Source organism: Palleniella muris (assembly GCF_004792655.1).
GTDB classification, from domain to species: domain Bacteria; phylum Bacteroidota; class Bacteroidia; order Bacteroidales; family Bacteroidaceae; genus Prevotella; species Prevotella muris_A.
In genome coordinates, this window is sequence record NZ_SRZC01000023.1 from 24,988 (window position 1) to 46,925 (window position 21,938).

At 46.3% G+C, this 21,938-nt stretch carries 17 protein-coding genes; 4 read left to right on the plus strand and 13 right to left on the minus strand.

Going from position 1 to position 21,938, the window contains the following annotated elements; translation table 11 throughout:
* Nucleotides 1–18 precede the first annotated feature (18 nt).
* The 5 genes from pyrH to E5358_RS12260 form a co-directional block, all read right to left on the minus strand.
* Nucleotides 19–729 carry a UMP kinase gene (pyrH, locus tag E5358_RS12240; RefSeq protein ID WP_135940462.1) on the minus strand — a complete coding sequence of 237 codons (711 nt, stop codon included), beginning with the start codon at nt 727–729 and terminating at the stop codon, nt 19–21.
* Nucleotides 730–888: 159 nt separating this feature from the next.
* Nucleotides 889–1,644: a biotin--[acetyl-CoA-carboxylase] ligase gene (locus E5358_RS12245; protein ID WP_135940463.1), complete on the minus strand. Its 756-nt coding sequence runs from the start codon at nt 1,642–1,644 to the stop codon at nt 889–891.
* A gap of 164 nt (nt 1,645–1,808) precedes the next feature.
* Nucleotides 1,809–2,219, minus strand: a complete 411-nt coding sequence (tsaE, locus tag E5358_RS12250) for a tRNA (adenosine(37)-N6)-threonylcarbamoyltransferase complex ATPase subunit type 1 TsaE (RefSeq protein WP_135940464.1) — start codon at nt 2,217–2,219, stop codon at nt 1,809–1,811.
* 12 nt (nt 2,220–2,231) lie between these two features.
* Nucleotides 2,232–3,491 carry a phospholipase D-like domain-containing protein gene (locus tag E5358_RS12255; RefSeq protein ID WP_135940465.1) on the minus strand — a complete coding sequence of 420 codons (1,260 nt, stop codon included), beginning with the start codon at nt 3,489–3,491 and terminating at the stop codon, nt 2,232–2,234.
* On the minus strand, nt 3,488–5,854 hold the full coding sequence (locus E5358_RS12260; RefSeq protein WP_135940466.1) for a mechanosensitive ion channel family protein: 2,367 nt from the start codon (nt 5,852–5,854) through the stop codon (nt 3,488–3,490). The genes E5358_RS12255 and E5358_RS12260 overlap by 4 nt, the downstream gene beginning before the upstream one ends.
* Nucleotides 5,855–6,037: 183 nt before the next feature.
* Here E5358_RS12260 and E5358_RS12265 point away from each other — a divergent pair, with 183 nt between their 5' ends.
* Nucleotides 6,038–6,847, plus strand: a complete 810-nt coding sequence (locus tag E5358_RS12265) for an ATPase (RefSeq protein ID WP_135940467.1) — start codon at nt 6,038–6,040, stop codon at nt 6,845–6,847.
* A 608-nt stretch (nt 6,848–7,455) separates the two neighbouring features.
* Here E5358_RS12265 and rpiB read toward each other — a convergent pair.
* The 8 genes from rpiB to E5358_RS12305 form a co-directional block, all read right to left on the minus strand.
* Complete coding sequence (rpiB, locus tag E5358_RS12270; RefSeq protein WP_135940468.1) at nt 7,456–7,917, minus strand: ribose 5-phosphate isomerase B; 462 nt, start codon at nt 7,915–7,917, stop codon at nt 7,456–7,458.
* 74 nt (nt 7,918–7,991) lie between these two features.
* On the minus strand, nt 7,992–10,016 hold the full coding sequence (locus E5358_RS12275) for a transketolase family protein (RefSeq protein WP_135940469.1): 2,025 nt from the start codon (nt 10,014–10,016) through the stop codon (nt 7,992–7,994).
* Between the two features lie 24 nt (nt 10,017–10,040).
* Nucleotides 10,041–11,630: a xylulokinase gene (locus E5358_RS12280; protein WP_135940470.1), complete on the minus strand. Its 1,590-nt coding sequence runs from the start codon at nt 11,628–11,630 to the stop codon at nt 10,041–10,043.
* Between the two features lie 32 nt (nt 11,631–11,662).
* Nucleotides 11,663–13,210: an L-arabinose isomerase gene (araA, locus tag E5358_RS12285; RefSeq protein WP_135940471.1), complete on the minus strand. Its 1,548-nt coding sequence runs from the start codon at nt 13,208–13,210 to the stop codon at nt 11,663–11,665.
* A 117-nt stretch (nt 13,211–13,327) separates the two neighbouring features.
* Entirely contained in the window at nt 13,328–14,026 is a 699-nt protein-coding gene (locus E5358_RS12290) for an L-ribulose-5-phosphate 4-epimerase (protein ID WP_135940472.1), read from the minus strand.
* Nucleotides 14,027–14,059: 33 nt separating this feature from the next.
* Nucleotides 14,060–14,725: an NUDIX hydrolase gene (locus E5358_RS12295; protein WP_135940473.1), complete on the minus strand. Its 666-nt coding sequence runs from the start codon at nt 14,723–14,725 to the stop codon at nt 14,060–14,062.
* Between the two features lie 77 nt (nt 14,726–14,802).
* Nucleotides 14,803–16,785 (minus strand): sodium:solute symporter family transporter, encoded by a 1,983-nt coding sequence (locus E5358_RS12300; protein WP_135940474.1) that lies wholly within the window; start codon nt 16,783–16,785, stop codon nt 14,803–14,805.
* Between the two features lie 50 nt (nt 16,786–16,835).
* Nucleotides 16,836–18,011 (minus strand): aldose epimerase family protein, encoded by a 1,176-nt coding sequence (locus tag E5358_RS12305; RefSeq protein ID WP_277821291.1) that lies wholly within the window; start codon nt 18,009–18,011, stop codon nt 16,836–16,838.
* A gap of 812 nt (nt 18,012–18,823) precedes the next feature.
* Here E5358_RS12305 and proS point away from each other — a divergent pair.
* From proS to E5358_RS12320, 3 genes are read left to right on the plus strand one after another with little or no spacing between them, the layout of a single operon-like run.
* Nucleotides 18,824–20,305, plus strand: a complete 1,482-nt coding sequence (proS, locus tag E5358_RS12310; protein WP_135940476.1) for a proline--tRNA ligase — start codon at nt 18,824–18,826, stop codon at nt 20,303–20,305.
* Between the two features lie 30 nt (nt 20,306–20,335).
* On the plus strand, nt 20,336–20,671 hold the full coding sequence (locus tag E5358_RS12315) for a 2-amino-4-hydroxy-6-hydroxymethyldihydropteridine diphosphokinase (RefSeq protein ID WP_135940477.1): 336 nt from the start codon (nt 20,336–20,338) through the stop codon (nt 20,669–20,671).
* The gene (locus E5358_RS12320; protein ID WP_135940493.1) at nt 20,671–21,906 is read left to right on the plus strand and encodes a M64 family metallopeptidase; all 1,236 of its coding nucleotides are present in this window, start codon (nt 20,671–20,673) and stop codon (nt 21,904–21,906) included. The genes E5358_RS12315 and E5358_RS12320 overlap by 1 nt, the downstream gene beginning before the upstream one ends.
* Nucleotides 21,907–21,938: the final 32 nt, after the last annotated feature.

Sequence of the window (21,938 nt, forward strand, 5' to 3'; positions counted from 1 at the left end):
TCTTTTGTTTTATATTTGTCAGTTATGCACAAGTGTACCGATTTCCTCTCCGTCAATCACTTTCTTCAGATTGCCGAGGATGTCCATGTTGAAGACATAGATAGGCAGGTTGTTCTGCATGCACATTGCCGTCGCGGTGATGTCCATCACTTTCAGTCCTTTTGCTATTACGTCAGAGTATGTGATGTCATGGAATTTTGTTGCTGTCGGGTCTTTCTCCGGGTCAGCAGTGTAGATGCCGTCAACACGTGTGCCTTTGAGCATGACGTCCGCCTCTATCTCTATGCCGCGAAGTGAAGAGCCGGTGTCAGTGGTGAAATAAGGCGAGCCTGTCCCTCCGGACATGATGACTACTTCACCGTTCTCCATGGCTTCAATAGCCTTCCACTTTGAATAGAATTCGCCGATAGGTTCCATGCGGATAGCTGTCAGGACACGGTTCTTCTGACCGATAGCACCGAGTGCGCTGGAGAGTGCGAGTGAGTTGATGACTGTCGCGCACATGCCCATCTGGTCGCCCTTGACGCGGTCGAATCCTTTTCCTGCACCTGAAAGTCCGCGGAAAATGTTGCCGCCGCCGATGACAATGCCTATCTGTACTCCCATTCCGGCTATTTCCTTTATTTGGCGTGCATAGTCGTTGAGACGTTCAATGTTGATACCTTGTTTCTGTTCTCCTGCGAGGCTTTCGCCTGAGAGCTTTAGTAGAATGCGTTTGAATCTTGCCATTATGAGTATAACTTTTATTGTTGATATTTTGATGTGTTCTGCTATGTTTTGCAAAAGATAACTTTTTGTATTATGAAATGTTATCTTTCGCATGATAAAGTATTACCTTTGGCATAGCAAAAGATAATACTTTGTTTTGTCAGTATAAGTGATTGAAAATCAATACTGTTCTTCCTCTTCTAAGAACTCAACTTCCTTGCAGGCATAGTTCCTCAGCATGCCGTCATCATCTCTGAGGTTGATATGTCCTGTCGGGTCAATGGAGATGAAGCGTGCCATGAAAGTTCCCTTGGCATCACGGTATTTGTGATATCCGCGTCCACGGTACAGTGACTGTTCGTATTCAGCAAGGATGAAGTCGTATTGCTTGTGTTCTATTCTTGTCAGATAGTCATGAAGGTTATGGATGATGTCGTGGAGCAGCACCTCACGGTTGGTCTTACGGTGTATGATATGTATGAGTGACAGTGGATGTTTCTCCACTGTGAAGAACTCTTCCTGGTTGACATTGATGCCGACGCCCATGATGCAGTCCTTGACCATGCTTCCTGAGAGTGTGCACTCAATGAGTATGCCACCCATTTTGTGTCCATGCCAATAGATGTCATTAGGCCATTTTATCTGTATATCTCCGACAATGTGGTGAAGTGTGTCTTTTACTGCGAGGGCTATTGCCATGGATAGTATGAACTGTCGGTTGGCAGGAACGTTCTTGGGGTGGGTGAGTACACTGAACAGAAGGTTCTTTCCTGCCTCACTTTCCCACACATTTTTTCCCTGACCTTTACCTGCAGTCTGGCATTCTGCTTTGACGACTGTCATCTCCTTTCCTTTCTCATTGGGATAGTTACGCAGATAGTTGTTTGTGGAGTCCGTCTCTTTGAGATGGATGTATTTTACAGAAGATCTCAACATAGTTTGTTAGTTTTAAGGGGTTTTCAATATTAGGTTATTCCATGTTAAGTAACTATTGTAAATTATTTTATATTTAAGTCTTGTTTGTACTAAGACGCAGTTGTTTTTTAGTATAAACTAATTTTCAACAGTTACTTATATGTGGAGATGTGCCCGTAGCTGTGTCAGAATGTTACGGTGCGTGTGCCGTCAGGATTCTCCTCTATGGCAATCCGCAGTGCATCTTCGGGAAGCAGGTCTTCGATGAGTTCCGGCCATTCCATGAGGCAGAGGTTTCCGCTGTAGAAATAATCCTCATAGCCCATGTCGTAAACCTCCTCGAGTTTCTTTATGCGATAGAAATCAAAATGATAGACGGGCTCACCGTTTCCGGCTGTATATTCGTTCACGATAGCGAATGTCGGTGAGGTGATTACGTCTGTCACGCCAAGTTCTTCGCAGACAGCCTTTGTGAAGGTAGTCTTTCCGGCTCCCATTTTTCCATAGAAGGCAAGGACGCGGTGGTCTCCGATGCTGTTGATGAATTCACGTGCTGTCTCATGAATCGATTCGATGTTCTTTATTGTCAGTTTCATGCGTTTGTTTTTTTAGAGGAAAGGACTCAGCAGATGTGCGAACCATCCGCGGAACCTTTGCCATGGGGTTCTCCATTTCTTGTATACTCCTTCCGTGAGTTGGAAAGAATCTTTCTTGTCATTGTCGAACATGTCGGACAATTGTTTTGTCACGCCTTTGTCGATGATGGCGACATTCTCCTCATAGTCGCATTTCAGGCTGCGGGCGTCAAGGTTTGTAGAGCCTACGGTACAGAACTTTCCGTCGACCATGATGACCTTTGTATGGTGGAATCCCGGCTGATAGACCCACACCTGGCAGCCTTTCTTCTGCAGTTTGTTGACATTGTAGAAGACACAGTCAGGAGTCAGTGGGATGTCACTTGGCTCTGCAACCATAATCTGCACCACTACACCTCTCTTCACTGCGCGGATGATGGCTTTCTTGATTTTCGGAATCAGGGTGAAGTAAGGGTTTATGAGCCGTATGGTGTCTTGTGCAGCATCAAAAGCGTGCAGATAGAATTGTCGTACAGCCTTTGGTGAGAGGTGGGGCTCACGGTTCACGATTCCGCACATCATGTTGCCCTTAAGTGCGATTCCGCCGTCAGAGAAATCTCTTTTCGCAGCGTTGAAATATTTCTTGTCAACGATAATCTCACCGGTGACTTTATGCCATGCACGGAGGAATATCTTCTGCAGTGTGTTCACTTCCGAACCTGTCAGCCGGCAGTGCATGTCTCGCCATGCTCCGACGACAGGAGTGCCTTTTATATAGTAGTCGGCGACATTCATTCCTCCGGTGTAAGCAATCTCTCCGTCGATGACGACAATCTTGCGATGGTCTCTGCCGAAGATGTGGTTCAGCCATGGGAACTTTATCGGGTCAAACTCGTGAATCTGTATTCCTCGCTTACGCAGGGCGGTGATATGCTTGGACTTCAGAGGCTGGTTGTTTGAGGAATTGCCGAATGCATCGTACAACGCACGTATCTCAACGCCTTCTTTTGCCTTCTCTGACAGAATGTCAAAGAGGAGCATCGCTATGGAGTCGTTGCGGAAATTGAAATATTCGAGATGTACGGACTGGCGTGCATTGCGGATTGCCTCGAACATGTCGTCAAACTTTTCCTGTCCTGTCATAAGCAGTTTCACATCGTTGTCGTTGGTGAACGTTACTCCGTCTTTACGCAACTCATTGACAACTATGCTGTCAGATGTGACAGGAATTTCATCGGCAAAGGTTGCCTGTAGGAAGAGGGACAGGATTATTATTGTAACAAAATGTCTCATTCTGCCGGAATAATATGTATATCGCGTTGTGGGAACGGAATTTCGATGTTGTTTTTGTTAAGAGTATTGTAGACGCATTCAAGGATAGTGCAGCTGTCAGCTGCTGCAGTCTGTGCATGAACCCAGCTGACAATCTTCAGTGTCACGCAGCTGTCCGAGAGCTCTTTCAGGAGCACGCTGACTTTATGTCCGTTCGTTTTGTCCACGCAAGGCAGTGCCGAGACTGCTTCGACAATGAGTTTGCGGGCAAGGTCAACGCTTGTTCCGTAGGCGATGCCGGCTTCTACGACAGAAACCTCGAAGCCGTGATTCTGGGTCAGGTTCTTGCAGTTTTTCGTGAACAGTTGTGAGTTTGTGAACGCTATCACAGAACCGTCGACAGCCTCAATCATTGTCGAGGTGTAGGAGATGCTCTTCACTTTGCCGCGTATGCCGTCGCAGACAATGATGTCACCGATGCGTATACGACCTGCCATGAGTGATATTCCATAGTAGATGTTCTCAATGATGTCCTTGGATGCGAAACCGATACCTGTTGAGAAGCCTCCCGAAATGACGACAATCCACTCGTTTGACACATGGAAGATGGAGAGAGAGATGAGGAACCATGCTCCGAGTATGAATACCTGAATGACATTGACGAACATTACAGAGCGGCTTTCTGCATTCTGGCGGTCAATCTTGTTGTAGTGGTAGCGCACCAGAGATTTCATCATGAAATTGAGGTAGCTGAACACAAACCACAGGATAATCACGATGGAGATGCTGTTCAGCGACACGACGAAATTCTCGGAATTGATGAATTTCTCAAGGAACACCTTCCGTGTCATGTCTGTAAGGTTGAACACCTCTGCCGCCCAATAGATGCTCAGCAGGAATGAAGCGACAGCAGCGGTTGGAGTGATGACCTTTGTGAAGAAATAGTAGAACCATGTCTTTGTGATAGGCATGGAGCTAATTTCCTTTCGTGTCGCAAGTCCGGAGTACCAATCTTTCAGGCAAGTGATTGACAGGATGCATGTGAGCTGCATAATCCACCAGATGAGAATCTGCACAGACATCAGTGTGTAGCCTACCCATGAGCATATTACAGATATGACAAAGACTGTTTGCGATATAAGAGCATAGTAACTGTCTTTTTTCTGTACGAGGGTGCGGTATTTTTTTATTGTGTAGCCTTGCCATATCATGCATGCGAGGAGGAGAGGTGGCAGGAACAGGTTGACGATGTCGTTTGGAATCAGCACTATGCGGAAAGCAATGATGATGAATCCCATAAACAGCAGTGGCAGATAGATGAAGAATGTCTTCATTGTCCGTTCACTCTCCACCCTTATGAGTATAGAGATGAGTATCACGCTCATGAGCCATGCGAACTGTGTAAGCAGGTTGCTTGCCATGAGGATGAAATTCTGCTCCATTACCGCGCTGATAATGTTCAGGATGACGGCAAATGTGATGACAGTTGTTGTCATGATGATGCAGGCGCGTTTGGCGAAGAACTTTGTCTTGATGCTCTCATTGAACATTCCTCTGTGCATGAGGCGTGTGACAATGAGGCGCATGATGATTTGGTTCAGTATGACAGCAATTATTCCATAAACGAGGATGGCACCAAAGAGGAATAGGATTACTCCGGCATCCCACTGTGACCTTACCTTCTTGTCTGTTGTGTATTTGCCCTCTACGGTCAGCCTTGTACTTGACAGGTGGCTGCGTAGGTTGCTTATTATGGTCAGGTAGTTCTCATCTCCGTTTCGGAAGATGCTGTTCTGAATGTCACTGTAGCGTTTTTGTGCATAGTCATTGAGATTCTTCAGGTGTGTCTCGGACATCTGGTAATATCTCATGTATTCTTGCAGCGTCTGTGAATTCTCAAGTACCATGCGTCGTATGTTGACGGCGAGTGTCAGACAGACATTGCGGTCTATCTTCGCTCTTTCGTCAAGCATCATTACGGGCATGGTTGAAAGGCTTTGTATCAGGGAGTCATAGCGTGCCACTTCCACATTGGATTTGTTTACCCATTGGCGGAATGGCAATACGTCATTGTGGAATTTGTTGTATTGGTCTGTTGCTTCGTGGCAGGCATAGGTTAGGTCGAATACGAAATCCTGTTTCTGCGAGTAGAGCATCAGGGCATTCTGGTTGGCACGGCTCATTGTCTCAACAATCTGTTTGCGCATCTTGTCGCTGACCTCTGTGAGGCGTTTCTGCTCTTCTCCGAGGTCGTCATGTGCTTTCTCCAGTTCATTGCGTAGTATGGAAAGTGTCTGTGTAAGGTCTTTCTCTTTCAGTACAGCATCAGATGGTAATGCTATGACCGTCAGCATCAGTATCAGTAAGAATGAACGTATTTTCATGTCTTGTGTTTGCTTTTATAGCTTATTGGCTTTGTGCGTAATATGGATATAATAATTTTTTTGATATAGTAAAATGACTTAATATTCTGCAAAGTTACAAAAAATATTTGTAAAATGTCGGAGGCTTATGGGTATTTTTATTATTTTTGCAGAAACAAAAGTGATAAAAAACATTAAAAAGAGATGATTCTATTGGCAGATGGTGGCAGCACAAAAGTTGATTGGGTGCTGCGTGACGGAGACAACTGTATTGAAAGATGCACGACGGTGGGGCTGAATCCTATTCATGTTGCGGAACATGATATAGAGAAGGTGCTTGCAAATCTTGTCTGTGAGCATCCCGGCATGTTGCATGTTGATGCAATAGAATTTTATGGAAGTGGTTGTCTGTCTTCCGCGACACCAAAGATGGAAGGTTGCTTGAGGAGAATCTTTGGTGATGGTGTGAACATAGTTGTCGGCAGCGACATCATTGGAGCGGCAAAGGCTGTTTGTGGCGGGAATGAGGGCATTGCATGCATCTTGGGAACAGGGGCAAACTCTTGCCTGTGGAGTGGGCGAGAGGTGATTGCTCAAACACCGGCTCTTGGCTATGTCCTTGGTGATGAAGGCTCCGGTGCTGTCCTTGGGAAACTGTTTCTGAATGCTTTGTATAAAAATCCATTGTTGGTGGAATTGAGGGCGGAATTTGAAAAAGAACACTGCATGGATATGTTGGGCGTTATTGAAAACGTTTATCGCAATCCACAGCCTAACAGATGGCTTGCTTCTTTGTCTCCATTCATTAGTAACCACCTTGATAACAGTGTCATAGAGGATGTTGTAAAAGGAAATTTTTCTTCTTTCTTCGCAAAGAATATCCTTCCGTATAATCGTCCGGATTTGCCAGTGTCGTTTGTCGGCAGCATTGCGTTTTATTATGAACGGCAGCTCCGCAGCGTTGCGGAGGGATATGACATAAGAATTGGTCGGATATTGAAAACTCCGTTATGATTTGCATATTGGGGTAACGAAAGCTCAATGGCAGAGCACCGACTGTCCTACCGACAAATTGGTCTGCCGGGAAAAACAAGTGGCAACTAATTGCATTGCAGATAGATATGATTTTCAATGCAATTAGTTGCTAATCACATGGTGATTCGTTACCATACGTCTCGCCGGCCTTTCCTTGTCTGCGGATTAGCATTTGGAGCGCAAAACGAACATCGCAACATATTATTTCAATAACCATTTAACTTGAACACTCGGACACTTGCGAACATATGAAGCAATTCTTTTTGTTGTCGGAGTCTGAAACGCGGGTGAAAGCGTAACGCAGATGTCTCTTTTTGAATTGTACAGAGTGGTTTTCCCAAGATTCCCAAAGTTTTAAATGTGTCCAAAACTACGCGAATGAAATCCCCACATAGATTATATATACCTGTTTGATAAGCATAAATTGCGTGTAAGTTAACGTGAGTTCGACGAATTTGTAACCATCCTGCGAAAAAAAAGTCCATAATGCTTGAAAACATTATGGACTTTATGTTTCACTTTCACAGCGGTATACTAATATCTATTTGCGATGCATTAGTCTGCTGCATGATGCAGAAAAGTGGGAGTTATTTGTCAAACACAAGTTTGAATTTTCCAGAGATTTTCTCTACACGGCGCTGGTGGCGTCCTGCTTCGAAATTTGTCTTGAAGAATGTGTCAAGGATTTTCTTTGCTTCGTTATTGTTGAGGAAACGGCCCGGGAGCACGATGACATTGGCATCGTTGTGCTGGCGGCAGAGGCCTGCCACTTCCGGACACCATGCAAGACCTGCACGTACTGCCTGATGCTTGTTGAGGGCGATTGCCATGCCTTCGCCGGAACCGCAGATGCCGATGCCGACATTGCAGATGCCGTCCTCGATGCCTTCCGCCAGGGCGTGTGCATAGTCAGGGTAGTCAACGCTTGTGTCGCTCCAGCAGCCGTAATCCTGCACCGGATAGCCTTTCTCTTCGAGGTATTGCTCAACGAATTTCTTCAATGGGTAGCCAGCATGATCGCTTGCGAGTCCTACTTTCTTAATTTCCATAGTTGTAAAGTATTTAGGGTTATGGAATATGCTCTGAGGCAGAATACCTCAGAGCATTTGTACTGAATTGAATCTTAAAGTATAGCCTTAACCTGGTTGTAGACGTTTTCTGCTGTGTAGCCGAGTTTTTCGTCAAGCACCTTGTAAGGAGCAGAGAAGCCGAAGCTGTTGAGTCCCCAGATGGTGGACTTCGGATTAGCTCCGATGAGGAATGCCTGAAGGTTTACAGGAAGACCTGCTGTCATGCCGAACACTTTTGCTCCTGCAGGCACAACTGACTGCTGATACTCCATTGGCTGGTTGCGGAAGACACCTTCAGATGGTACGCTGACGATGCGGCACTTTACGCCGTCCTTGCGTAGAAGTTCTGCACCGCTGACGAGTGTTGACACTTCTGAGCCGGAAGCCACCATGACAACGTCAGGATTCTCGTCAGAGCCTGCTACGATGTAAGCACCCTTGCGTGCCTGCTCGTAGTCATTGCCTTCAGGGAGGTCGTTGATGTTCTGACGGGAGAAGATGAGGGCTGTCGGAGTGTCAGTGTTCTCCATTGCCATCGCCCAAGCGACTGTTGTCTCCTTAGCTTCTGCCGGACGGAGTACGAGGACAGAATTCTTGCCTGCATGGTTCTTGAGTTTCTCCATGAGACGAATCTGTGCTTCCTGCTCTACCGGCTCATGAGTAGGACCGTCCTCGCCGACGCGGAATGCATCGTGTGTCCAGATGAACTTCACAGGGAGCTGCATGAGAGCAGCCATACGGACTGCCGGCTTCATGTAGTCGGAGAATACGAAGAATGTGCCACATGCAGGGATGACACCGCCATGGAGTGACATACCGATGCAGCAGCATGCCATGGTGAGCTCTGCCACACCTGCCTGGAAGAACGCTCCAGAGAAGTCGTCCTTTGTGAGTGCGTGTGTCTTCTTCAGGAAGCCGTCGGTCTTGTCAGAGTTAGAGAGGTCGGCGGAAGCGCAAATCATGTTTGGCACTTGCTCGGCGAGTGCTGAGAGGCAGGCTGCCGATGCGGAGCGTGTTGCGTCGTTAGCTTTCTGGCTTACCTTTGTCCAGTCAATCTGTGGAGCTTTGTTTGCAAACCAGTCTGCCTGCTGCTGTGCTTTCTCAGGGTTAGCCTCTGCCCATGCCTTCTCTTCTGCATATCGCTCTGCAACGATAGCCTTCAGCTCTTCTGCACGTGCATTGTACATTTCCTGCACTTCAGGGAATATTACGAATGGATTCTCAGGGTCGCCGCCAAGGTTCTTGACTGTGTTGATGTAAGCATCGCCGCCAAGAGGAGCACCGTGGGTCTTGCAGTCGGACTCGTAAGATGTGCCGTCAGCTTTGAGTGCGCCCTTGCCCATGATGCACTTGCCGATGATGAGGGTTGGCTTGCCCTGGACTTTCTTTGCATCCTCAATGGCTTTGCGGATTTGGTCAACATCATTACCGTTGATTTCGATGACTTCCCAACCAAATGCTTTGTATTTTGCGGCAGTGTCTTCACACATCACTTCCTTTGTCTCTGTGGAGAGCTGGATGTCGTTGGAGTCGTAGAACATGATGAGGTTGTCCAGACCAAGCACGGCTGCTATGCGTGCGCCGCCCTGTGATATTTCCTCCTGTATGCCACCGTCGGAGATGTAAGCATAGATTGTCTCTTTCTTGAATGTCGGATTTCCTGTGTGCTCAGCAAGGAACTTCGCAGCAATGGCAGCACCGACAGCAAACACGTGTCCTTGTCCGAGAGGACCGGATGTGTTCTCCACGCCACGTGCAATCTCGAACTCAGGGTGTCCTGTGGTAGGGGAGCCCCACTGGCGAAGCTGTGCAAGCTCGTCAAGTGTGTACTTGCCTGTCAGTGCAAGCTGAGCATAAAGCATAGGAGCCATGTGACCCGGGTCAAGGAAGAAGCGGTCACGACCTACCCACTCAGGGTTCTGTGGGTCATGGTTAAGATATTCTGAATAAAGGACATTGATGAAGTCAGCACCGCCCATGGCACCACCCGGGTGACCGGACTTAGCTTTCTCTACCATTGATGCTGCCAGGATACGGATGTTGTCAGCAGCAAGTTTCATTGTCTTGTTGTCGTTCATGTTTTTTTATTTGCGTTTTAGTGATTATTTCTTATGATCTACAGCTGCCTGTTCAATGGCAAGACCTGCTTTATAAGATTCGATGTATTTGTTGAAGCCTTCCACATCTTCCGGTGTTGGGGATATTGCCGTACCGGTGTTTCCGTCAAAGACGACATATTCAAGATAATCGGCGAGGGACTTTGCCTCTTTATTGACAAGGTAGCTTGCAAGGAGGGCTATTCCCCATGCTCCGCCTTCTCCTGCTGTTTCCATTACGGAAATAGGAGAGTTGAGGGCGGCTGCGAGTACACGTTGTCCCACACCTTTTGTCTTGAAGAGTCCGCCGTGGCCTGTTATGCGGTCAACCTTTACTTTCTCTTCGTTGAAAAGGATGTCATTGCCGAGTTTCAGCACGGCAACGGTGGCATAGAGATGAGAGCGGAAAAGATTGGCAAGATTGAACTTGTCGTTGGCAGAGCGCACAACCATCGGGCGTCCATCTGCAAGTCCTGTCACAGGCTCGCCGGAGATGTAGTTGTAAGCCAGCACGCCACCGCAGTCAGCATCACCGGTCATGGCATTGTTGTAGAGTTTGCCGTAGACTTCATTCATGTCTACAGGAACGCCGAGCAATTCTTGGTATTCCTTGAACAGTTTCACCCACGCGTTGATGTCCGAGGTGCAGTTGTTGCAGTGAACCATGGCTACGAGTGAACCGTCAGGAGTGGTTACCATGTCAATCATCTCCGATGGTTTGCTGAGGTCTTTTTCAAGGACAATCATAGAGAAAGATGACGTTCCGGCAGAGACATTGCCGGTGCGCTGCTTCACAGCGTTTGTCGCAACCATTCCTGTTCCTGCATCACCTTCCGGTGGACAGAAAGGTATGCCACCCTTCATGTTTCCGGAGACATCAAGTCTCTTTGCTCCCTCGTCAGTAAGCACTCCTGCATTTTCACCTGCGCAAAGGACTTCCGGCAGTATGTCAAGAAGTTTCCAGGAATATCCTTTTGGCTGGACAAGCTTGTCGAACTTCTCCACCATTTCCTTATTATAGTCCTTTGTCTCCGGGTCAATAGGAAGCATTCCTGACGCATCGCCTACGCCGAGGACTTTCTTGCCTGTCAGCTGCCAATGGATGTAGCCGGCAAGTGTGGTAAGGTATTTGATGTTCTTGACATGCTCGTTGTCCTCAAGGATGCATTCGTAGAGATGAGAGATGCTCCAACGCAATGGTATGTTGTACACGAACAGTTCGGAAAGTTCCGCTGCCGCTTTTCCTGTGTTTGTATTGCGCCAAGTGCGGAAAGGAACAAGGATTTTGTCGTTCTCGTCAAACACCATATAGCCGTGCATCATTGCAGAGATTCCTATGGCAGAAAGGCTCTCAATGACACAATCGTACTGTGCCTTTACATCTTTGAGAAGATTCGCATAACAGTCCTGCAAGCCATACCAAATTTCCTCAATGGAGTAGGTCCACAGTCCATCAACGAGAGAGTTCTCCCATTCATGGCAGCCTTGTGCGATAGGCTTGTTGTTCTCGTCGATGAGAACAGCCTTTATACGGGTAGAGCCAAACTCGATTCCGAGAATGGCTTTACCTGTAGTGATAGTTTCTTTTACTGTCATAATAGTATTGTATTTCAGCGCTTTGTCCTATATTACATCAATGCTTTGTTAAGCATGTAATATACCTCGTTGATACGGAGGTCGCGCTTTACAGACTCAAATGTGGAATTCTTGTCGATGTGCAGGTACTCGATATTAAGCATTTCTGCATAGTCTTCCCAATACTCCGGTGTGATGTCGTAAGAGAAGCAAGAGTGGTGTGTGCCGCCTGCAAGAATCCATGAGCCTGCTCCGATCTCGAAGTTTGGCTGCGGAACCCAGAGAGCGTTTGCCACAGGGAGTTTAGGCAGTGGCTTTGGCTGTATGCAGTGCACATCATTCACAATAAGGCGGAATCTGTTGCCCATGTCCACGACTGTTGCTGTCACACCGTCACCAACCTTTGAGTTGAACACAAGACGTGCTGTCTGCTGCTTGCGGACACCGATGCCAAGGTGGTGAACCTCAAGGCGAACCGGCTCGTCATCGACAGCAATGAGTGGGCAGACTTCAAGCATGTGGCTCTGGAGGAGAGAAGAATTCTCACCATCGAAATTCAGTGTGTAATCCTCAAGGAAAGAACATCCGGTAGGCATTCCTTGTGTCATATACCACAATGTGCGGTAGAGGGCTGCAGACTTCCAGTCACCCTCAGCACCGAAACCGTATCCTTCTGCCATAAGACGCTGTGAAGCGAGTCCTGGAATTTGGTCAAAGCCTACGAAACCTTCTGAATCCGGGTCATCCCAAGAACCGAGGTCGTCGAAGTTTGTTGTGAAACCTTTTGCTCCCTTAGCTTTGAGAATGGCACGGAGAGCAAGCTCTGCACGTGCGGCATTCCAGATTTTCTTGTTGCCGATTTCTTCGCCTGCCTCACAAGGAACAATCTTGTAAAGTTTCTTGTATTCCTCTACCAGAGCGTCAACATCTTTCGGGTCAACCTTCTTCCAGTAGTCCATCAGTTCTGATACGCAGCAGTAGTCAACATGATAGCCGAGAACCTGCTCTGCGGCAACCTTGTCACCGTCAGTAACGGCAACGTTGTTCATCTGGTCGCCGAAGCGGATGATGAGCATGTCTTTCGCATCAGCCACTGCTGCTGCGACACGTGCCCAAACTGCGATGTGTTCCTGAGTCTTCTTTTCCTTCCAATAGCCGACAACAACCTTGCGTGGCTTGCGAAGACGTGAGCAGATATGACCGAACTCACGGTCGCCATGTGCAGACTGGTTGAGATTCATGAAATCCATGTCCATTGTGTCCCATGGAATCTCCTGATTGTACTGTGTATGCAGGTGGAGAAGAGGCTTGTTAAGTGCCTGCAGTCCGTGAATCCACATCTTTGCAGGAGAGAATGTGTGCATCCAAGTGATGACACCAACACATTTCTCTTCATTGTTTGCTGCTTTCATTATGGCAGCAACCTCTTTGTCAGAATTTGCCGTACCTTTATATACTACTTTGATAGGAATTATGCCGGTAGCGTTAAGACCGTCTACCATTTCCTGTGAGTGACCGTCTACAACTTTAACTGTTTCGCCTCCGTAAAGGAGCTGTGCTCCGGTAATCCACCAAAGCTCCAAATTTTCAAATGGTTTCATATTGGTTAGTTTTTGAATATGCTCTGAATGATATGTTGAATATCAATTCCAAATTGGGAATGTTCAGAACATAGTGTTATTTATATTGTTTTCTGTATTTCCTGTTATAATAGTGCATTAATGCTTCTGCCCCGGCTGACCATAGTATGCGTTTGGACCATGCTTGCGCAGATAATGCTTCTCAATCAACAGTGGGTTCATCTTTGTGTCAGGATTGAGTGTTAAGGACACGAATGCCATTTTAGCGCACTGCTCCATTACCTTTGCATTGTATACGGCGTTTGCCGGAGATGTTCCCCAAGAGAAAGGACCGTGGCATTTTACGAGTACACCCGGAGTGTGATCCGGATTGATATCCTTGAATGCGTCGATAATTACTGTTCCTGTCTCTTTCTCATACTCAGCCATCTCGCTTTCCACCATGTCGCGTGTGCATGGAATGTCCTTATAGAAATAGTCTGCATGTGTTGTTCCTATATTAGGAATGCTGAGACCTGCCTGGGCAAATGCTGTCGCGTATGTGGAATGTGTGTGTACGACTCCGGAAATATTAGGGAAGGCTTTGTACAGTTCTATGTGTGTAGGTGTGTCGGAAGAAGGATTCATCGTCCCTTCTACAACTTTTCCTGTTGCAAGTTCTACAACAACCATATCTTCCGCCTTCATATCATCGTATGAAACACCTGACGGCTTTATAACCATGAGTCCTTTCTCACGGTCTATTCCACTGACATTTCCCCAAGTGAAAATCACGAGATTCTGTTTCACAAGGTCAAGGTTAGCCTGGAATACTTTTTCTTTGAGTTCTTCCAACATAGTTCTTTCTGTTTGTTAAGGTTGATATTCTGTTTAGAGTCTGAAGTCAGTCTCGTTGCCATTGTAACGATACATGACAGCTCCACGTTTGGAGGTCAGTTTGTCAATGATATTTGTTTCCTCAATCACATTGCTTTGCTTTGCACGCTTGCGGAAATTGCGCTTGTCAATCTCTTTGCCTACTATTGCTTCAAATACATTCTGCAACTGTGTGAGAGTGAACAGCTCCGGAAGTAGTGAAAAGCATATTGGCTCATTGGAAATACGTCTTCGCAGCATGACAAGCGCATCTTCCACCATATTACTATGGTCGGAGAATAATGGAGGAATCTCCTCAAGGCTTACCCATTCAAGACCATATTGCTTCCGTAACTCCTCATCATAATCTTTTACATTAATGAGTGCACAGTATGCAACTGATATTACTCGTGATTCCGGGTCACGGTTGACAGCTCCGTATGCACCAACTTGGCGCATGAATATATTCTTTAGTCCGGTGAGACTTGTCAGCACTCTTTCCGCTGCATTTTCGAGATTTTCTGTTGCAGAGACAAAGCCGCCATAGAGAGCCCATTCGCCTCGTCCCGGATTAATCTGCCTGCGACCTAAAAGCATTTTCAGCTTCCCATTGTCGAAACCGAATACAATACAGTCTACAGAGATGTATGCCAGAGAGTATTCTTTGTAGTGATCTATCATGTTTTTGCCAAATGAATTATATTGAAAAGTGCAGCTCTTGGTTTCTGACCGCAAGCTACACTTTTGTAAATGCATGTTTACCAGAGTACTATGTACAGTATGGTAAGTATTATGATAACTCCTGCAGCACCGATGTTAAATGCGTTGTCTGTCTTGAATATATCAAGGTCTATGGCAACAAGTTTTGGGTCTTGTACTTTGTCAAGAGCATTAGAACGGAGGTAGAATCCGATAGTAGCAGTAATGGCAGCGAAGAATATCATCGCTCCCTGGACACCATGAATAGTAAGTGTCTCATTGAAGAATGACATCACCAATACTATTACGGAAAGAACAGAGACAGCATAGAGCACCTTGCTCCAGAAAAGCTGTGTCTTTATGGTCTTCTCGCTGAGCTCGTCTGCTTTGATAGCCTTGTTGCTGTAAAGAGATATTGTGACGAACATCACAGTAAGTACAATGAATACATAGCCGGAGCGGATGAGGAACGGTACATCAGGCAATGTGAACTTGAAGAGGATAGAGAAGAAGAATGTACCGAATGCCGCTGCAACTGCCGCTGCACCGGATGCACGCTTCCAAAGAAGGCCAAGTCCGAAGATTACGACAACGCCCGGATATACGAATGCAGAATATTCCTGGATGAACTGGAATGCCTGGTCGATGCCTCCCATGAGAGGATAAACGGCAACGAGTGCTATGAGAAGTGCGCTGACAGATGTTATACGACCCACGTTGACAAGCTGCTTCTCACTGGCATTCTTGTTGATGAACTGCTTGTAGATATCCATTGTGAACAATGTTGAAGTAGAGTTGAACATTGATGCAAGTGAGGATATGACAGCAGCAGCAAGAGCAGCGAAAGAAAGACCTTTGACGAAAGTAGGGGTGAAGTTGCGGATAAGGAAAGGATATGCGTCGTCAGAACGCTCGATTCCTCCGGCAAGAGTCTGTCGGAGAGCCTCAAGAGCTTCGCCATCGCCATTCATGATATAGAATGCGCACACACCCGGTATACATACAATAAAAGGAATAAGGATTTTGAGGAATGCTGCAAAAATCATACCTTTCTTAGCTTCAGCAAGAGATTTTGCTGCAAGACCTTTCTGTATGATGTACTGGTTGAAGCCCCAATAGCCAAGGTTGGTAAGCCAAAGAGCACCGAAGATGAGCACGATGCCAGGGTTTGTAAAGTATGGGTCTTCCTTCTGTACTGTAACTCCATTCTCAACAACACCATTGATTACAGGATAAAGCTCCTCATTTCTTGTGACTACAAGATTGAAGTGCTTGTCGCCGGCTTGGTCGATACACCAGCTGTAGATGTTGCCAAGAGCCTCAAGAGCTCCACAGCCCCACACCTCGGCACCGATTACAGAAAGTGCTGCGTATGCTGTGATGAGACCGCCACCAACGAGAAATGTCACCTGCATCACATCGGTCCATGCAACAGAAGCAAGTCCTCCGTAAATAGAATACAGTCCGGCAATGACGAAGAGCACAAGGATGATAACCATGCGGACCTGGTCAATCTCCATTCCTCCGAACTGTACAATCATGTCCGTCGGCAATCCGAGAATCTGCTGTATGGCAAGTGCTCCAAGCCAAGCTACGGAAGTGAGGTTGACAAATACATAGAGGAAGAGCCACAACAGTGAGAATGCGAGTCCCACTCCCCAGTTGTAACGCTCACGCAGGAACTGTGGAATGGTGAAAATCTTCTTTTCAATCATCAGTGGCAGAAGGAATTTGCCGACAACAAGAAGAGTCGCAGCTGCCATAAGCTCATAGGCAGCCTGTGCGATGCCTGATGCGAATGCCGAGCCGGACATTCCGATAAACTGCTCAGCAGAGATGTTTGCTGCGATAAGCGATGCGCCGACAGCCCACCATGTCAGTGTGTTGCCTGCAAGAAAATAGTCTGTTGATGATTTTTCTTCTCCTTTCTTGCCACGGCTGAGGAATATGCCGAGACCTACGAGTAAGACAATGTAGGCGGCAAATACGACATAGTCGATAGTTGCAAAGCCGTTGTTCTGTAATGCTTCAATTACGCTCATTGGTTTTTAGTTTTTACTATTTAATTGTTAGTTGTTATTATTATTTCTTATTATTTGATAGAGAACTTGTAAGCAGCGTGGCTGTAATATTTCTCTCCCGGCTTCAAGGTTGGCTGCACCCAGTCCTTCTTGTTAGGAGAGTCCGGGTATTTCTGGCTTTCAAGGCATACGCTGACATGCTGAGGATATTTCAGACCGTGCTTGCGTACGATTGAGGCTTCCTTGCCGACACCTTGGAAATTGGCACTGTAAACCTGCACTCCCGGTTCGTTGGTGAACATCTCCATGAATATTCCTGTCTTTGGAGAGTAGAGTGAAGCGCAGACTGCAGTGTCGTCACCTTTACCGTCTTTGTAAGTGTTGAGACAGTAGTTGTGGTCATATCCTCCGGCATTCTTCACCTGTGCATATTCAGAGTTTATGGAATCGCCTACGGCATGTGGAGTGCGGAAGTCCATAGGTGTTCCCTCTACAGAGACAATCTCGCCGGTGGTCATGAATGTGTCGTCAGACGGGGTGAAGTTGTCAGCGTTGACATAAAGCACCATGTCTGTTCCAACCTGTGACAAATCGCCGTTGAGGTTGTAGTAGTTATGGTTGGTCTGGTTGATGATTGTCTCTTTGTCTGTTGTTGCCTCCCATACGATGTCAAGCGTATTGTCCGATGTCACTTTGTATGTTGTGGTGGCAGTTACTGTGCCGGGGAATCCGTTTTCTCCGTCTTTAGCGACTATTGTCAGTTTCAGGATGGAGTCACCGATTTGTTCTGCGTCATAGACTTTGTTCATCCAACCTGTTGTGCCACCACCATGAAGGCAATGTTTCCCGTCGTTTTGCTTTAGCTGGTACTCTGTTCCGCTGATGGTAATCTTGCCTTGGTTGATACGGTTGGCATAGCGTCCTACGGAAGAGCCGTAGTCACTTGGGGAATTCAGCGTGTCGGTATATTGCTTCAGATTGTCGAATCCAAGCACTACATCGGTAGGCTTGCCATCCTTGTCAGGGACTACGAGAGATACGACACGTCCTCCATAGTTGGTGATGCACGCCTCCATGCCGTTGTTGTTCTTCAGAGTGTATAGCTTTACAGGTTTGTTGCCGATGATTGAATCGAATGCGGCAGGGTTTAGCCCTGATACAGTTAACTGTGCGTTATCGTTTGATGTGCAGGCTGTTATGGCTGCAGCCGCAGCTGTTGAAATTAGGATTGTTTTTAGATAATTCATTTTTGAAAACATGTTAGTTTAACTATTTTGGGTTCAAAGTTACTAAAAATTATTATAAATCAAGACAAAAAATGATGTTTTTTGCTTGTATGTATGAAAAAAAAGTTATTTGTTGCAAAAAAACGCCTTGTAGGTTGCAGATTTGCGTGCTATGATGCCTTTTTGTTGTCGTATTGCCTCGTTGGCTCGCTTCCATAGTCTGTGCATTCAGGATTCCTTTGTTATAATTTAGAAAACTCACGCCAAAAAAACACTCAAATAAATCGCATAAAAATAAAAAAAAGTTCCATTGGTTGAAAAAACAGAAACTTTCAGGCGTGGCTTTAATGTGCTGTTATTGTGAGAGCTATGGAAATAAACGCGTTTTTGTGTGGCAGTGGCTTTTGTGAAAGCTAACCTTTTGCAGTGTGAAAGATTACTTTTTACCGTCCAAAGTATAACGGACAGCATGGCAAAAACTTGTGTTTTGGCTTGTTTTTTGACAAAAAACGACTGCATAACAGATCAAAATGGTTATTCCAAGCACTAAGAACAATGAATTCAGAATACTGTTTCCCCGTTATGATAAATAGGACATCAGAAAACTCATGATAGAATTTCGCATTTTCGTGCACATTTTTTTCCAACCACAAAAAGCGGATTTTGAAAGATTGTATGTTGCTTGCCAGTACGAAAAATCCTCCGTATGAGTTGTTCAGGAAACAAAATCTTGTATATTTTCCGTACGGAGGATATTATTTTTTTTATAATGACACATTATTCAAGTTTTTTTTGTAATTTTGCATCCAAATGTGAATTAAAGAAACAAAAACATGGCAAAAGAATTGAAAGAGCTCACGAAAAGAGCGGAAAATTATAGCCAGTGGTACAATGACCTCATTGTAAAGGCTGACCTTGCTGAACAGAGTGCAGTGCGTGGCTGTATGGTTATCAAGCCTTACGGATACGCTATTTGGGAGAAGATGCAGGCGGAACTTGACCGTATGTTCAAGGAGACAGGTGTGCAGAATGCTTATTTCCCACTTCTTATCCCGAAATCTTTCCTCTCTCGCGAGGCGGAGCATGTGAAAGGCTTTGCCAAGGAATGTGCCGTAGTGACACACTATCGCCTGAAATCTTCAGAGGATGGCAACTCCGTGGTTGTTGATCCGGAGGCACGTCTTGAAGAAGAACTCATTGTACGTCCTACATCAGAGACAATAATCTGGAACACATACAAGAATTGGATTCACTCTTACCGTGACCTTCCTTTGATGTGCAACCAGTGGTGCAATGTGATGCGTTGGGAGATGCGCACCCGTCCGTTCCTGCGCACATCAGAATTCCTTTGGCAGGAAGGCCATACTGCTCATGCCACACGTGAGGAGGCAGAGGCAGAAGCACAGAAGATGCTTAAGGTCTATGCGGACTTTGCAGAGAATTTCATGGCAGTACCTGTACTGCAGGGTGTCAAGTCTGAGACAGAACGATTTGCCGGCGCATTGGACACTTACACCATTGAGGCAATGATGCAGGACGGCAAGGCTTTGCAGAGCGGTACATCACACTTCCTCGGACAGAACTTCGCGAAGTCATTCGATGTCACTTTCCTCAACAAGGAGAATAAGCCTGAATATGTATGGGCTACTTCATGGGGTGTGTCAACGCGTCTTATCGGTGCGCTCATCATGACCCATTCCGATGACAACGGTCTTGTGCTTCCTCCGAAACTTGCTCCAATCCAAGTGGTTATAATCCCTATTGCCAACAAGCCGGAGCAGAGAGAGGCTGTTACAGAAAAGTTAATGCCGGTCATTACAGAGCTTCGCAAGAAGGGAATTTCTGTCAAGTACGATGATTCTGACAACAAGCGTCCGGGATTCAAGTTCGCAGACTATGAGTTGAAGGGTGTGCCTGTCCGTCTGGCAATGGGTGCGCGAGACATAGAGAACGGCACTATCGAAGTGATGCGCCGTGACACTCTTGAAAAAGAGACTGTATCATTTGAAGGCATTGCGGAGTATGTTGAGAAACTTCTTGTCGATGTTCAGCAGAACATTTTTGAGAAGGCGCGCAAGTATCGTGACGAGCATGTCTACGAGTGTGACAACTACGAAGAGTTCAAGGAGCGCGTGAAGGACGGCGGCTTCTTCCTTTGCCATTGGGACGGCACAGAAGAGACAGAGGCGAAAATCAAGGAGGACACACAGGCGACAATCCGTTGCGTGCCGTTCGCCTACGAGCAGACTCCTGGTGTGGATATGGTTTCAGGCAAACCGGCTAAGCACCGTGTCATCATCGCACGTTCATACTAAACCGACAGTTTCCGTTAAGGATACATTATTATGAAAGTCATTGTATCATTAGGTTCAAACAAGAACCAAATTGAGAATATAGAGATAGCAGAGAAGGAGCTGAAGACATTCTTCTCTGCTATTCGTTTTTCTACGACGCAATATACCGGTGACGGCTATTACAATGCTGTCGGGGTGGGAGAGACAGCTCTTTCATATGATGAACTGAGGTTACATGCCAAGAGCTTGGAAAAGAGACTCGGCAGAACCGATGACAGGGAAACCATACCGATAGATGTTGACATATTGGAGCAAAATGGTCATTGCCACAAACCGGAAGACATGGCGCGTGAATATAACATTATATTATTAAAGGAGTTAGAATGATGAGATACTTTTTTGCAATCTTGTGCTTTATGTTCCATTATTGGGCAGGAGCGCAGACGTTTGATGATTATTTTACAGACAAGACCTTGCGTATAGACTATATATTCTCTGGCAATGTCAATACTCAGATGATTGCTGTAGACGAGCTGTCTGTGTTCGATGGTTGGTACGGAAAGCGGAATAATCTTCCTGAAGTGCCAGTGGAAGGCAATGGACAAATAATCGTCCGTGCCCATAAGGACGGCAGTGTGATTTACCGCAACTCATTCTCCACTTTGTTTCAGGAGTGGCTCAGTTATGACGAGGCAAAGGAGAAGAACCGCTCTTTTGAAAATGTCTTCCTCGTACCGATGCCCAAGGATACTGTCGATGTCACTGTCAACCTGATGGATAACCGACGTAACGTAATGTCAACGATGACCCATACTGTTGTCCCGAATGACATTCTTATCCGCCGTCTGGCTCAATCGGGAACCACTCCGTACGAGATTCTGCAACAGCCGTCCGACCCGGAAAAGTGTATCCGTATAGCGTTTGTTGCAGAAGGGTATAAAGAATCAGAAATGCCGGTGTTTGTCCGTGATGCCCAGATTGCTGTCGAGGCATTGTTTGCACATGAACCGTTCAAGTCCTACCGTGAGAAGTTTGGCATTGTGGCAGTCAAATCACCTTCTGTAGACAGTGGTACGAGCGAACCGGGACAAGGTTTGTGGCTCAACACCGCACTGCATTCAAACTTCGATACATTCTACAGCGACAGGTACCTGACAACATTGCATCTGAAAGACCTGCACAATTGGCTTGCCGGAATACCTTATGAGCACATCATTGTCCTTGTGAATACAGATAAGTATGGTGGAGGTGGAATCTTGAACTCCTATAATCTTGCAATGGCACACCATCCGAAATTCCGTCCTGTTGTTGTGCATGAGTTCGGTCATAGCTTTGCCGGATTGGCGGACGAGTATGCGTACGAGGAAGAAAGTATTCCGATGTATCCTCTTGATGTTGAGCCATGGGAAAAGAACATAACGACAAATGTCGATTTCAAGGGCAAATGGGAGAATCTTATCGGCAAGGTTCCCGGTGTCGGAAAGTTTGAGGGTGCGGGCTATTCTCTAAAAGGGGTCTATCGCGCTTGCCGTGACTGCCGTATGCGTACGAATGAGAATCCGGAGTTCTGCCCCGCATGTCGTCAGGCAATCGCCGAACTTATAAAGTTCTATACGGAATGAATCCGTTTTTTATGATAGCAAGACAGCTGACA

Coding starts and splice junctions, on each gene's coding strand:
- pyrH (WP_135940462.1), bottom strand. CDS start 729: ATGGCAAGATTCAAACGCATTCTACTAAAGCTCTCAGGCGAAAGCCTC.
- E5358_RS12245 (WP_135940463.1), bottom strand. CDS start 1,644: ATGTTGAGATCTTCTGTAAAATACATCCATCTCAAAGAGACGGACTCC.
- tsaE (WP_135940464.1), bottom strand. CDS start 2,219: ATGAAACTGACAATAAAGAACATCGAATCGATTCATGAGACAGCACGT.
- E5358_RS12255 (WP_135940465.1), bottom strand. CDS start 3,491: ATGAGACATTTTGTTACAATAATAATCCTGTCCCTCTTCCTACAGGCA.
- E5358_RS12260 (WP_135940466.1), bottom strand. CDS start 5,854: ATGAAAATACGTTCATTCTTACTGATACTGATGCTGACGGTCATAGCA.
- E5358_RS12265 (WP_135940467.1), top strand. CDS start 6,038: ATGATTCTATTGGCAGATGGTGGCAGCACAAAAGTTGATTGGGTGCTG.
- rpiB (WP_135940468.1), bottom strand. CDS start 7,917: ATGGAAATTAAGAAAGTAGGACTCGCAAGCGATCATGCTGGCTACCCA.
- E5358_RS12275 (WP_135940469.1), bottom strand. CDS start 10,016: ATGAACGACAACAAGACAATGAAACTTGCTGCTGACAACATCCGTATC.
- E5358_RS12280 (WP_135940470.1), bottom strand. CDS start 11,630: ATGACAGTAAAAGAAACTATCACTACAGGTAAAGCCATTCTCGGAATC.
- araA (WP_135940471.1), bottom strand. CDS start 13,210: ATGAAACCATTTGAAAATTTGGAGCTTTGGTGGATTACCGGAGCACAG.
- E5358_RS12290 (WP_135940472.1), bottom strand. CDS start 14,026: ATGTTGGAAGAACTCAAAGAAAAAGTATTCCAGGCTAACCTTGACCTT.
- E5358_RS12295 (WP_135940473.1), bottom strand. CDS start 14,725: ATGATAGATCACTACAAAGAATACTCTCTGGCATACATCTCTGTAGAC.
- E5358_RS12300 (WP_135940474.1), bottom strand. CDS start 16,785: ATGAGCGTAATTGAAGCATTACAGAACAACGGCTTTGCAACTATCGAC.
- E5358_RS12305 (WP_277821291.1), bottom strand. CDS start 18,011: ATGAATTATCTAAAAACAATCCTAATTTCAACAGCTGCGGCTGCAGCC.
- proS (WP_135940476.1), top strand. CDS start 18,824: ATGGCAAAAGAATTGAAAGAGCTCACGAAAAGAGCGGAAAATTATAGC.
- E5358_RS12315 (WP_135940477.1), top strand. CDS start 20,336: ATGAAAGTCATTGTATCATTAGGTTCAAACAAGAACCAAATTGAGAAT.
- E5358_RS12320 (WP_135940493.1), top strand. CDS start 20,671: ATGAGATACTTTTTTGCAATCTTGTGCTTTATGTTCCATTATTGGGCA.